The organism is Prochlorococcus marinus str. MIT 9313, assembly GCF_000011485.1.
Lineage (GTDB): Bacteria > Cyanobacteriota > Cyanobacteriia > PCC-6307 > Cyanobiaceae > Prochlorococcus > Prochlorococcus marinus_D.
Genome location: NC_005071.1, coordinates 1,131,123 through 1,143,719, shown reverse-complemented (window position 1 = coordinate 1,143,719; position 12,597 = coordinate 1,131,123). Strand labels below are relative to the sequence as shown.

Here is a 12,597-nt window from a genome sequence, read left to right as displayed (position 1 = left end):
ATGTGAGCTGTTGGATTATTTGGCCTAGTCCCTTTGCTGCAAGGGAGTTAGTGGTTTCAATAGTAACAATGAAGTAGCTAAGATGTTTGTCTTCGTTGTATTTGCCGGACGGTAATCCGTACTTATTCAAATCTTTTGTCTTGGCTCAGCCTGCTTCCCTAAGCTTAGCCATTGGATCAGAGCATCTTGTCCGTTGCTGTAATAGTGATGACGACATCCTGCTGTCTTGAATCCGCAGCTTTCGTAAAGCCCTCTGGCCGCCGAATTGTTTCTGGCAACTTCGAGTGTGGCGTGGATGGCTCCTGTTCGTTGCCCTTGCTCGAGCAACTTTGATAACAGCAGACGGGCAAGGCCCTGTCTGCGATGTTGAGGATGAACGCCTATTGCGGTGAGATGAAGTTCGTCTACCACTAGCCAGCCACAGGCCAAAGCAAGCAGTGTTGAAGACTTGAGCACTCCCATGCAGAGACTGCGGGAATCGATCAATTCCTGAATCCATTGCTGTTTGCTCCAGAGTCCATTGAGTGCGAGTTGATTCAGCTCCATGCACGCATTGATCTGTTCCGGCCCTAGATGGATGACTTCCATTGCTTGGATGTCGTGCTTCAACATGCCTAACCCCTTCCTTGGGGGGATTGATCTCTACATTGATCCCTCTAACTAATTTCCTCGTCCATCGCCATGATGTCATCCAGCCCCTATGAGCCTGGGCGGGATCCCCTTAGCCCCAATTGCAACCTCGCGCCGATTACAACCGAACTTGATGCGCAATCACGCTTGATCGTTGGAGGCTGTCAACTGAGCGAATTGGCGGAGTGTTATGGCACCCCTCTCTATGTGCTTGACGAAGCCACCTTGAGGGCAGCTTGTCAGTCATACCGTGGGGCATTACAGCGTCACTATCCAGGGCCATCTCTTCCTATCTATGCCTCTAAGGCCAATAGCTCATTGATGATGAGCAGCCTGGTGGCTTCAGAAGGTTTTGGGCTGGATGTGGTCTCAGCAGGTGAGTTGCTTACCGCTTTGAAGGGAGGTGTGCCGGGCGATTGCATTGTGCTTCATGGCAACAACAAATCTGATCAGGAGCTGCTGCTTGCCTATCGCAATGGCGTCACAATCGTTGCTGATAATCAGCATGATCTGGATCGCCTCTCACAACTGGTGCCTGTTGGAGCAGATCCTGCAAAGTTGATGTTGCGTTTCACTCCGGGTATCGAATGCCATACCCATGAGTACATCCGCACCGGCCATCTTGATAGCAAGTTTGGTTTTGATCCAGATCAGCTGGAATCGGTTCTGAATCAGTTACTCGGCTGTCGCTGGGCACGCTTAACGGGACTCCACGCTCATATTGGATCGCAGATCTTTGAATTGGAACCTCATCAGGATCTGGCAGATGTGATGGCTGGTGCTCTGCAACTGGCTAGGCGCCTGGGTCATCCAGTCATGGATCTCAACGTTGGAGGAGGTCTAGGTGTCAGATATGTCAGTTCTGATGATCCACCTTCAATTGATAACTGGGTCAAGGTGGTTGCCGAGGCAGTGAATCAAGCCTGTCGTTCTCGTAACCTGGATTTGCCCCGGTTGATGTGTGAGCCGGGTCGCTCTCTGGTCGCTGCTGCCGGAGTCACCCTTTATCGGGTTGGATCACGCAAGACCATCCCAGGGCTGCGCACCTATCTTTCTGTCGATGGAGGGATGAGTGATAACCCCCGCCCAATCACGTATCAATCTCTCTATACGGCTTGCCTTGCTGACCGACCGTTGGCCTCGCCAGACGAGACGATCACTCTGGTTGGCAAGCATTGTGAATCTGGGGATGTTCTGCTTAAGGACCTTGCTTTGCCATATGCCAGCAGTGGAGACGTCTTGGTGGTTTTTGCGACAGGGGCTTATAACGTCTCTATGAGTTCTAACTACAACCGCATCCCACGACCTGCAGCGGTCCTTGTTCATTCAGGCCACTCGGAGTTGGTGCAGAGGCGGGAGCAGCCAGAAGATCTTCTGCGATATGACGTTATGCCGGAACGATTTTTAGCGTTAGGCTGAGCAAGCAAGGCTGGGGAGTGGGAGTGAACTTGTGGGGGGTGGTAGATCCGCGCCTGCTCGATGTTTTGTTTGCTTCGGCCCTTGGCGTCTTGCTTTTTTCTAGGGTCAATGAGCGGCGCACCCTGTGGTTGTTGAGGGGCTACCTCTTTTTGGTTGCCTTGGCTTGGTTTGTGCAACGCTTTGAAAATCTTCCGCTCACTTCAAAGTTGGTGGATGCGCTGGTTTTGGCTTGTTCTTTGTCATTAGCGATCCTTTGGCAGGGGGAACTGAGACGTTTGATGGAATTATTGGGAACAGGTCGCCTGGCCGTTCTCCTTGGCAATCCTCAGAACGAGTTACGGGCCACCGCCAGCACCGTTGCCCAGCTTACCGAGGCGGCTGGACGTTTATCTCAGAGCCGCCGTGGAGCATTGGTTGTTGTTGATATGGGTAGTGATCTTCGTCCAGAAGACTTCCTTAACCCTGGTGTGCTGATCGATGCCCAGCTAAGTAGTGAGTTGCTGCTGAATCTTTTTGCATCTGATACGCCTCTCCATGACGGGGCCGTACTTGTAAAGGGGAATCGGATCGTTTCTGCTGGTGTGATTCTGCCCCTCTCGCGGCAGGGCATCAGCCGTTATGGCACGAGACATTTAGCAGCTTTGGGGATAACAGAACGTTTTGATCGCTGTATTTGTGTGGTGGTTTCCGAAGAGACTGGAACATTGTCTCTTGCAAGCCAGGGCCGGCTTGAACGGCCCATCACCAGTAGTCGTCTGCAGGATTTGCTTAAGGAGTTGCTTGGTTCCTCATTAGGAGCAGCAGCTACGAAGGGGGCCTCTAGTCCAGTCAAAGCTTCGGCTGTTGCTACACAAGCTTCATCCAGGCTTAGCGTGAGCAGCTCTATCGAGGAACCACTCCCTTGAGCCGCCGTTCGGCCACTAGTTCAGGCCATCCAAAGGTCTGTGCATGTCCCTCGGGGCTTGATCCCTATCGGCTACCTAACCATGTGGCTGTGATTATGGATGGGAACGGACGCTGGGCCAAGGCCAGAGGCCTGCCTAGGATGGTTGGCCATCGCGCTGGCGTAGAAGCTCTCAAGAGAACCCTTCGTCTTTGCAGTGACTGGGGCATTGGCGCCCTTACGGCTTATGCCTTTTCTACGGAGAATTGGTCTCGCCCTGGAGATGAGGTGAATTTCTTGATGACTCTGTTTGAGCGTGTGCTGCAGAGGGAGTTGGAGTCACTTGAACGTGAAAAGGTACGGATTCGTTTCCTGGGAGACCTTGAGGGTCTCCCATCAGGTCTGCAGGAGTTGATCAGTGAGGCCACCGAGCTCACTGTTAGGAACAATGGCATTCACTTCAATGTCTGCACCAATTACGGTGGTCGCCGTGAACTGGTGCTTGCGGCACAGAAACTTGCACAACGCGCTGCAAGAGGGGATCTTGATCCAACTTTGATTGATGAGAACAGTTTCGAGGCTGAGTTACTCACGGCTGGTGAGGTTGATCCAGACCTGCTGATCCGCACCAGTGGTGAGCGACGGATCAGTAATTTTCTGCTCTGGCAACTCGCCTATGCAGAAATTCACGTCACCGATGTGTGCTGGCCTGATTTTGATGAAGTAGCTTTGACAAAAGCTCTTTTTGATTACCAGTCACGCTGTCGTCGTTTCGGCGGTTTGGATCCAATCGCAGCGAATCATCTGGGATCTTGACCGTTGGCTCCAGTCGTTCCATGACCGTGCTTATTGCCAAGGATCTCACTTTTGAACCCGTTGTTCATCGTTATGACTGGACAGTGGATGAGGTGCGGGAACTTTTGGAGCGACCACTTATGGACTTGCTCTGGCAGGCCCAGCTTGTGCATCGGACGGCAAATCCTGGCTATCGGGTCCAGCTGGCTTCTTTGCTCAGCGTGAAGACGGGAGGATGCCAGGAGGATTGCGCTTATTGCCCCCAGTCCATGCACAACAGTAGTGATGTTGAAGGGCAGCCCGATCTAGTGGTTCAGATCCAAACAGTGCTTGAGCGCGCACGGGCCGCCAAAGATGCTGGTGCGGATCGCTTTTGCATGGGATGGGCTTGGCGGGAGATCAGAGATGGTGCCCAGTTTGAAGCCATGCTTGCGATGGTGAGTGGTGTACGGGAGTTGGGACTAGAGGCCTGTGTTACTGCCGGCATGCTGACTGAAAAGCAGGCTTCTCGGTTGGCAGATGCGGGATTGACTGCCTACAACCACAATCTCGATACCAGCCCTGAGTACTACGACCAGATCATCACAACGCGCACATACCAAGAGCGAATCGAAACCCTTCAGAAGGTTCGTTCAGCTGGCATCACTCTTTGCTGTGGGGGCATCATCGGGATGGGGGAATCAACTGTGGATCGAGCCTCTCTTCTTTGTGTACTAGCCAATATCAACCCTCATCCTGAGAGTGTTCCAATTAATGGGCTGGTGGCAGTGGAGGGCACGCCATTGCAGGACCTACCTGCGGTGGATCCTTTAGAGATGGTGCGCATGGTTGCGACGGCTCGAATTCTGATGCCTCGCAGTCGTGTCCGTCTAAGCGCAGGGCGTGAGCAGCTTGGTCGAGAGGCTCAGATCCTTTGTCTCCAAGCGGGAGCTGATTCGATCTTTTACGGCGATAGTTTGCTAACTACCAGCAATCCTGATGTAAAAACTGATCGCGAACTTCTCTCTCAGGCAGGAGTTCATGCGAATTGGGAGGAGAGTGACGAATGAATCTGCAAGATGATCAGACCTCTGCAGATCTATTTCAGGTAGCTACTTTCTATTCCTTTACTGCTTGGACTGAGGTCACTATTGCCTGCTTATTGCATGATCTGCTGAGCCTTGGGGATGAACATCAACTGATGGGAACTGTTCTGTTAGCAGAGGAAGGTGTGAATGGAACGATTTGTGGATCGGTTGATGGTGTTAGCGCTTTGCTTGAGAGGTTAGAAAGCGATTTGATTGAGGGTTTGTTTGAACTGAAAATTAGCTGGACGCCTGAGCAGGCTTTTCGTCGCTTCAAGGTTCGCCGTAAGGCAGAGATTGTGACCATGGGTCTTGCCGGGCTGAATCCATCAAAGACGGTGGGGACTTATGTGGACGCTCATGAATGGAATGATCTAATTGATGATCCAGATACTCTTTTGATCGATACGCGAAATGACTATGAGGTTGCGATTGGGGAATTTAAAGGAGCAATAAACCCCCAGACGAAGTGTTTCCGCGACTTTCCTGCTTGGGTAGAACAGCAGTTGCGTTCGATGGTTAAAGCACAAACTCCAGCACGCATAGCCATGTATTGCACAGGTGGCATTCGCTGTGAGAAGGCTACGTCTTATCTGATTGAGAAGGGCTTTACTAACGTCCATCATCTTCGTGGTGGCATTCTTCGTTATTTTGAGGAGGTATCTCAAACTGAAAGTCGCTGGCAAGGAGAGTGTTTTGTTTTTGATCAACGTGTGGCTTTGAATCATCAGCTTTCACCTGGTGTCCATTGTCTTTGTCATGCCTGTGGAATGCCCCTCACTCCTGAGGATCAGACGATGAATAGTTATCTGCCTGGTGTTCAATGTCGCCACTGTGTGGATCAATTTAGTGATACGGACCGTATTCGTTTTGCTGAAAGACAACGGCAGATGGAACACAGTTCTAGGAAGTAGATAACACAGTGATGAAGAAAGTGTGTCTGTATGGTTTTTAGTTAGGGATTGGCTAAGTTTAGGCCAAGAGCAGTTGAAAATCTCCAAGCAGGCTTTCCAGTAATGTGGCTCTTGTTGAAGTGAAGTCTTTTCATTGGCTACTCTCACGAAGGAATGCTAGTTAAATGGATGCATTAACAGTTGGTTTTGTTCGAGCAATGAATCTTGCAATATTGAATGAATCGCTTGCTTGCTTTGATTAGAGAAGTCTGGTCAGAGACTCAGTATTTTTCTGCCGGAACATCTTCGTGGAAAAGCGAGTAGCATGTATGGCTCCAACTCTCATGGATTTAAGAGAGTTGGAGCCATACATGTCTAACTGATCTAAAGCAGTAAATAAGAAGCCAATTTTGAGGCTTTAAACTTGATTTGATCTCAGCTTATCTCCAATTCTTTGATTGTTTGCTCTGCCTTTACGATGGCCATGCTTAAGGTGTGATTGCATAGGCTCTAGACCCATGTTCTTTAGGGTGGAATTGATATTTTTGCGGCGTTGCTCTTTTAAGGCTCTATAAGATTGCCGTCCTTTTTGTTTACAGTTACGAAAAGCTTCTGGTGTTTGGGCAGCATCAATACAGTTCTGGGAAGCGTTGATGATGGCAATCCTATTGTCTGCGCTACTTATTTCCCATTCTTTGCGGGCCTTAAAAAGCTTCTGTTGCTGAGCTTCGCTAAGTTTGGCTCCAAAACTTTGGCCAACTTTGTTGGCGTCAGCATCGCGGACGACAAAGGCCGAACCAGCAAGGGCAAAACAAGGAATCAGCCAAAGGGCTTTGGAACGTATGGAAAAGTTCATCGAGAACTCCAAAAGTTGACCTTTTTATCTTGCGCGGATGCACATGCAAAAATCTGACCAGAAGCACTGCAAAGCATGACTAAGTTTGACCGTGGTCTTCAGGTAGACCTTTGCCCATAGGCCAGACAAAAACACGTGTTGCGACCAATTCCTTTGGGATTGTCCGTTGGTCTGAGTGTTAGCAAGGATATGTAGGGGCTCAATAACGATTAAGTGCGATTGGTTTCGTTCTTTCATCTCTTTTGCTTCTTTGCTAGCAAGCAGGCTGTTTATGCTCATCTTTCAGTACTAGATACTTTTCTACAACTTCAACCCTTCTCCACGCTTTGCTTAAATCCTGTTTTTGGTTGAATCTCGCGTCATGCCAAGAAATATGCCATGCCCTGATAACACGATGCCATCACTCAGCTTTTGGTGGCGCTATCCCTACTTGAGAGTGTTAGTGGTTGTGTTGTTGATGACTTCTCAACCATGCGCAATTTCAGCGCAGGCATCAACTTCCCCATCAGTGGCCCAATCAAGCTTGCGTCATTTAAGTGATCAGTTGCCGATTGTTGGTGTTTGGTTGACCAATAGTCCGAGCCCTCTTTATTACAGCCGTAACTTGATGCATAAGGCGGTGAAAGATCTCTATAGCGCAGGCTTCACGGCGCTCTATCTCAATGTTTGGAGTCGGGGGTCTACCTTCCATCGCAGCAACTATGCCCCTGTAGAAGGGCCCCTTCAGAAAGCAGGCTTGGCTCTAGACCCTATTTGCACCCTGAGTAGAGAAGGTCATGCCCGCGGCATGAAGGTGATGCCATGGTTTGAATACGGGCTGATGGAGCCTGATGACGCAGAGGTGGTTAAGCTTCATCCCGACTGGGTTCTTGCCAGAGCTGATGGCAACCCAGTTGTGAAGATGCATGGGAATCACCAGCGGGTTTGGCTTAATCCAGCCCATCCAGAGGTTCGTGCGCGATTCATTGGCGTAGTGATTGAGGTCATGAAGCGCTGCAAGATGGATGGCGTTCAGCTTGATGATCATTTTGCTTGGCCGGTGAAGCTTGGTTATGACCCTTACACCGTGGCTCTTTATCAACAAGAAACCGGCTCCTCTCCGCCCCGGGACTACAGCGACCGCTTTTGGATGCAATGGAGAAGGCGGAAACTGACCGGTTTGCTTAGAGAACTGAGGCAAGCATTGGAGAAGGAAAAGCTACCTGTCAACATCAGCCTTGCCCCTGGGCCTTTCAGGTTTGCTTACAACAACTGGCTTCAAGACTGGGAGCTTTGGACTGTAGGCAAATTGATAGACGAGTTGGTTGTGCAGAACTACGCCTACTCGCTCAAGGGATTTGCGAAGGATCTCGACCAGCCGGCCTTACGCAAAGCACCTCAATTGGGTGTCCCTGTGCATATTGGTGTGCTGGCAGGATTCGGCAAACGCACCACGCCCATGCCGATTTTGGCTGAAAAGGTTCGAATGGCAGCTGAGCGCGGCCATGGAGTGATTTATTTTTATTGGGAGGGGCTCTGGGGACAGCACGCTGGCATCGAGGGTGGAATTCAGCGCCTCAGGCAGTTCAAGCAATTGCATGAGAAGAAAAACTAGGCTTACTTCTAGTGTTCTGGCTGCATGAGCGTGACCACTTCTCTGGTGTTTGCAGACAGCTCTGCACTGGCCAGTTGATCGATGGCCCGGTGCATCGCCTCTTTCCTTGAGGGAGCATAAGTTTGCCAACGACTGAACACTTTCACCATGCGTGAAGCAGTGATTGGGTTGCGTTGATCAATGGCGATGAGCTGATCAGCCATGAAGTTGTAACCACTTCCATCAATAGCGTGAAATACAGGTGGATTTGAAGCGAGACCACCAAGGACAGCCCTTATCGCGTTGGGTGCCATTGGGTCAAAGCGGGGATGATCTAGTAACTGTTTGATTTGTTCAAGCCCATCTGACCGTGGAGTGGATGCCTCCAGAGCAAACCAGGTATCTAGGATCACTGGTCGATCTTGCCAGCGCTCGTAAAAGCTTTTGAGAGCTTCGTCTCGCTCATTACATTCAACGGGTTGTAGTGCCCGAAGGGCCGCTCGAGCCAAAGACATCGAGGGTCCGTTGACTGCTTCAACTGCTTCCTTGCGAACTTCGCAATCACCAGCCGCCGCTAACCAGCTCCAGGTCAGTCCTGTGAGCATGCGTTCACCTTGTCCAGCTGGCCATTGAGCCCCCCAATTCAATCGACTACGTTCAAGCAGATTCTGGAGCGGATCTGAAAGCTTGACTCCCAACCATGACTTGAGTGATTGATAGACCTGATAGAGCATCAATGGATCGGCGACATCCTGGGCGGCCTCCAGTTCAGCTAGTCCTGGCATGCCAAATAACATCGCCAGAAAAGAGGGATCACTCTCCCCTCCACTGGTGATCAGTTGATTTAGCGCTAGAGCTAAACGTTCTTCAAGTGGCTTGTCAGCTTGCTTGCGAGCCCTTGCTAAAAGAATCTTTCTCCATAATCTTTGGCCTGCTTCCCATCGAGCAACGGGATCGTCATCCAGAGCAAGTAGCTGCAACGATTCGTCGACTGAGACGTCCATCTGCAACGTGATCGGAGCTGAAAAACGACGAAATATCGATAGAGCCGGAGGCTTTGCTTGCCTTGGTAGATCCCTTAGTGAGACGCTCTGTGTGTCTTGGTCCAACACAACCAGTTTCTCTTCGCCGATGCGTCCATTTGGGCCGATCACGGCGAGGGCCATCGGAATGACTAGAGGTGCTTTTGAGGGTTGACCAGGCGTTGGTGGTGTGAATTGGCTGACCTCAAGTGTGAGTGTTCCGCCTTGAGAGTCCCAGTGGCGTTTGACGCAGACTTGAGGAGTTCCGCTTTGGTGATACCAACGCTGAAATTGATCAAGATCAAACCCAAGTTGTTCCCCATTTGCGCAGGCTCCTTCAGCAATGGAGTGGATAAAATCTTCTGTGGTGGCAGCAGTGCCATCAAAACGCTGCACATATAACGCCATTCCTGCCATGAAGCGTTGCTGCCCAAGCAGGGTGTGAAGCATGCGGATTAACTCTGCACCTTTTTCGTAAATAGTTGTGGTGTAGAAGTTATCAATTGCCTTGTACTCACTAGGTTTAACTGGATGAGATGTAGGGCCTGAATCTTCGCGAAATTGGGTATTTCGCAGCATTGATACATCCTCGATGCGTTTCACTGCTTTTGAATGCAGATCCGCTGTGAAGCTCTGATCCCGAAATACAGTGAGACCTTCTTTTAGGGAGAGCTGAAACCAGTCCCTGCAGGTGATACGGTTGCCAGTCCAGTTGTGAAAATATTCATGAGCAACAACACTTTCGATTCGTTCAAGTTCACCATCGGTGGCACATTCGGAATCAGCCAATACAAGTTTTGAGTTGAATATATTTAAGCTCTTATTCTCCATTGCACCCATGTTGAAGTGGCGCACTGCCACAATGTTGTATTCATCCAGGTCGTACTCCAGCCCATAGACCTTTTCATCCCAGGTCATAGCTTTTTTCAGAGAATCCAAGGCGTGAGAGGTGTAGGGCTCATCTCCGTTTTCAACATGCAAACGCAATAGAACTGAGCGTCCAGATGTGGTTTTGAAATGAGCCTGAACTTCCTGAAGTGCCCCTGCAACCAAAGCAAACAGATAGGCAGGCTTGGGATAGGGATCGTCCCAAATTGCCTCATGTCGCATTGGATCTTTAGCTAACGGCCCTTTGCTCACAAGATTTCCGTTCGAGAGCAACACTGGATAGCGCGTCCGATCCGCCTCAATTCGTACTCGATAGCGACTGAGCACATCCGGACGATCAGGATGGAAGCAGATACGACGGAAGCCTTCTGCCTCACATTGGCTTGTGAGCATGCTCTCGCTGGCATAAAGCCCTTCTAGTGAGGTATTGTTGAAGGGATCAATTCGGCAGATGATCTTCAACTCAAAAGGATGAATTGGTGGCTGATGGAGAACTAACTCACTGCTAGATAGGCTGTAGGCATCCGTTGGTACAGAGCTGCCGTTTATAACAATGGAGTCCAACTCCAGGTTTAACCCTTGAAGGACTAAAGGAACTTTGGTTGTCAAGGCAGGCTCGATCTGCATGGAGCTGGAGATCGCGATGTGCTGTTCTTCGACAACAACATCCAGTTCAATGTTAGGAATCTGGAAGGGATATGGCCTGTAATCTGCTAATCGGGTGGTTGCTGTTGTCATGGGGGAGTGATTGTTTGTAGAGATTTTTGAGCTTGAGCTTGAGCTTCCTCGCTAATTTCCTGATGACATCAATTGAGATGTGCTAGCGATACCGCGGAACAATTTCTGCTGCTGCCTTGTACTTCAAGTTCGTTTGGGTAGCGATTGTCTTCTATGAAGATCTAGAAGATGGCTCAATTGGGCAGGGCCCAGGGGTTGATCCCTAAATCGGCACCGATGAGATGGGAGCAGGCAAAGCCACTAAAAGCAACTGCATTTAGGCCTTGGCCAGGGAAACAAGAGTCGCCGACGCAATAAAGCCCTTTGAGTCCAGTGCGGTTAAAGGGCATGGTGAGAAGGCCTGGTAAACGACTTGAGGGGATTGGCCCATAGCTACCCTGAAATCGTCCTAGGAAACGTCGATGGCTACGAGGAGTGCCCACCTCTCGGTGAACGATGGCTTGACTTAGGCCAGGCAGGATTTTTTCGAGTTTCCTGATTAGACGATCAGCATCAGCTTGCTTTTTGCTGTTGTAGGTCGCAGGGCTTAGGTCTTGCCATGCCTGCATTGAGGATGGTGTGAAGGCGTGGACGATGTGATGTCCCTCTGGCGCCAGTGATGGATCCAGGAGCGTCGGCATAGAGACGAATGCGACACCCTGTTCACTCTCCATTTCATCCCAGCTTTCTAGGAGCAGATGGTGGCAGTGGCTGTTGGCTGGAATGGCCTCGTTACGGACTCCAAGGTGAAGAGAGAGGAAGGATGGCGAGGGCACATAGCGGCGTCGCCAGGTCTGCTCCGCTGCGGGTGTGTGTTCTGCATCCACCAGGGCCTGTTTGGACCCCTCACCGCTGAATGTGTCCCAGCGAGTGGCGTTGGATATCACCCTGCGGGCGTGGATGATTTCTCCATTTGCTAGCTGTACACCAACAGCACGATTATCTTTCAGCACCACTCGTGTGACCCGTGCCTTGTAGCGGATCTCACCACCATGACGTTGCATGCCTTTGACGAGCTTTTGGGCTATCACACCAACGCCTCCTCTGGGGTAGTTGATGCCACCGGCATGGCGATCTGAAAACACCATGCCAGCATTGATCATCGGTGTGAGGTCGGCAGGCATCACTGACCAGCAGAAGCATTCAATGTCGATGAACCGCAACAGTTCTGGGTCTTTGATGTGACGCCTGGCTACATCACCCACGTTGACGGGCAACCAGCGCGCAAGACCGAGACAGGCCAGGGGGGACTTGAAAAAAACTTTGGCCAGATAAGTGGGATCCTCGATCGATAGCAGTGGCATTGCATCCAGGCAGTTGAACACTTGCCAACAGATGTCGTAAAAGTGACGGATCCCCTTCGCTTCGTGGGGGAAGCGTGCGGTGAGATCAGCAATGAACTGCTCGTATTTCCGATCAACTGCGAGCTCTAATCCTCCAGGAAGGTGGTAGGCGAGTTGGGCGGGGTCAGGCAGGGTGTCACAGTGCTCCCCCACATCGGCCAAGGCTCGGGTGAGCAGGTTGGTGTATCCCTTTTCTCCGAACCCGAAGATCATTGAGGCACCTACATCAAAGGTGTAGCCCTCTCGTTGGAATGAGCCGCTACTACCACCTGGGATTGTGTAGCTCTCCAGAACAAGAACCTTGGCGCCTTTGACAGCTAGCTGACTAGCGGTGACCAGGCCGCCGATGCCCGAACCGATAACCACAGCATCCCAAGGCTGTGTTGCGTCTTTTTCGATGCGGATAGGTTCCATGGCATGGTCTCAATCCCTTGACGCTAAGGGCTTGCATGCAACTCTGAACCCGTCAACTCTGACTGTGAAGTTTGCGGCAGCTTTGCTGGAGAGATTAAAG

General features: G+C 50.7%; 10 protein-coding genes. 6 read left to right on the top strand and 4 right to left on the bottom strand.

Annotated features, from left to right (window positions below; translation table 11 throughout):
- Positions 1-126 precede the first annotated feature (126 nt).
- Entirely contained in the window at positions 127-612 is a 486-nt protein-coding gene (gene rimI, locus AKG35_RS05700; protein ID WP_011130432.1) for a ribosomal protein S18-alanine N-acetyltransferase, read from the bottom strand.
- 69 nt (positions 613-681) lie between these two features.
- On the opposite strand from rimI, the gene lysA reads away from it, so the two are divergent.
- The 5 genes from lysA to AKG35_RS05675 are packed head-to-tail and all read left to right on the top strand — an operon-like array spanning position 682 to position 5,705.
- Positions 682-2,049, top strand: coding sequence for a diaminopimelate decarboxylase (lysA, locus tag AKG35_RS05695; protein WP_011130431.1), 1,368 nt, complete (start codon positions 682-684; stop codon positions 2,047-2,049).
- A 23-nt stretch (positions 2,050-2,072) separates the two neighbouring features.
- Positions 2,073-2,954 (top strand): diadenylate cyclase CdaA, encoded by an 882-nt coding sequence (cdaA, locus tag AKG35_RS05690; RefSeq protein WP_011130430.1) that lies wholly within the window; start codon positions 2,073-2,075, stop codon positions 2,952-2,954.
- Positions 2,951-3,748, top strand: coding sequence for an isoprenyl transferase (locus tag AKG35_RS05685; RefSeq protein WP_011130429.1), 798 nt, complete (start codon positions 2,951-2,953; stop codon positions 3,746-3,748). Before cdaA ends, AKG35_RS05685 begins: the two co-directional genes overlap by 4 nt.
- Positions 3,749-3,768: 20 nt before the next feature.
- Positions 3,769-4,776: a biotin synthase BioB gene (gene bioB, locus AKG35_RS05680; protein WP_011130428.1), complete on the top strand. Its 1,008-nt coding sequence runs from the start codon at positions 3,769-3,771 to the stop codon at positions 4,774-4,776.
- On the top strand, positions 4,773-5,705 hold the full coding sequence (locus AKG35_RS05675) for a rhodanese-related sulfurtransferase (protein WP_011130427.1): 933 nt from the start codon (positions 4,773-4,775) through the stop codon (positions 5,703-5,705). Before bioB ends, AKG35_RS05675 begins: the two co-directional genes overlap by 4 nt.
- Before the next feature lie 397 nt (positions 5,706-6,102).
- Here the strand turns inward: AKG35_RS05675 and AKG35_RS05670 are convergent, their stop codons facing one another.
- Entirely contained in the window at positions 6,103-6,540 is a 438-nt protein-coding gene (locus tag AKG35_RS05670; RefSeq protein WP_011130426.1) for a hypothetical protein, read from the bottom strand.
- Between the two features lie 361 nt (positions 6,541-6,901).
- Between AKG35_RS05670 and AKG35_RS05660 the strand changes: the two genes are divergently transcribed.
- Positions 6,902-8,134 (top strand): glycoside hydrolase family 10 protein, encoded by a 1,233-nt coding sequence (locus AKG35_RS05660; RefSeq protein ID WP_011130425.1) that lies wholly within the window; start codon positions 6,902-6,904, stop codon positions 8,132-8,134.
- 8 nt (positions 8,135-8,142) lie between these two features.
- Here the strand turns inward: AKG35_RS05660 and pepN are convergent, their stop codons facing one another.
- A complete protein-coding gene (gene pepN / locus AKG35_RS05655; RefSeq protein WP_011130424.1) occupies positions 8,143-10,761 on the bottom strand; it encodes an aminopeptidase N in 2,619 nt (872 codons plus the stop codon).
- 173 nt (positions 10,762-10,934) lie between these two features.
- Positions 10,935-12,497 carry a carotenoid isomerase gene (gene crtH / locus AKG35_RS05650; protein WP_011130423.1) on the bottom strand — a complete coding sequence of 521 codons (1,563 nt, stop codon included), beginning with the start codon at positions 12,495-12,497 and terminating at the stop codon, positions 10,935-10,937.
- Positions 12,498-12,597: the final 100 nt, after the last annotated feature.

What these genes read in the sequence shown, in the direction of transcription:
- rimI (WP_011130432.1), bottom strand. Translation starts at nt 612, where the DNA reads ATGTTGAAGCACGACATCCAAGCAATGGAAGTCATCCATCTAGGGCCG.
- lysA (WP_011130431.1), top strand. Translation starts at nt 682, where the DNA reads ATGATGTCATCCAGCCCCTATGAGCCTGGGCGGGATCCCCTTAGCCCC.
- bioB (WP_011130428.1), top strand. Translation starts at nt 3,769, where the DNA reads ATGACCGTGCTTATTGCCAAGGATCTCACTTTTGAACCCGTTGTTCAT.
- AKG35_RS05675 (WP_011130427.1), top strand. Translation starts at nt 4,773, where the DNA reads ATGAATCTGCAAGATGATCAGACCTCTGCAGATCTATTTCAGGTAGCT.
- AKG35_RS05670 (WP_011130426.1), bottom strand. Translation starts at nt 6,540, where the DNA reads ATGAACTTTTCCATACGTTCCAAAGCCCTTTGGCTGATTCCTTGTTTT.
- AKG35_RS05660 (WP_011130425.1), top strand. Translation starts at nt 6,902, where the DNA reads ATGCCAAGAAATATGCCATGCCCTGATAACACGATGCCATCACTCAGC.
- pepN (WP_011130424.1), bottom strand. Translation starts at nt 10,761, where the DNA reads ATGACAACAGCAACCACCCGATTAGCAGATTACAGGCCATATCCCTTC.
- crtH (WP_011130423.1), bottom strand. Translation starts at nt 12,497, where the DNA reads ATGGAACCTATCCGCATCGAAAAAGACGCAACACAGCCTTGGGATGCT.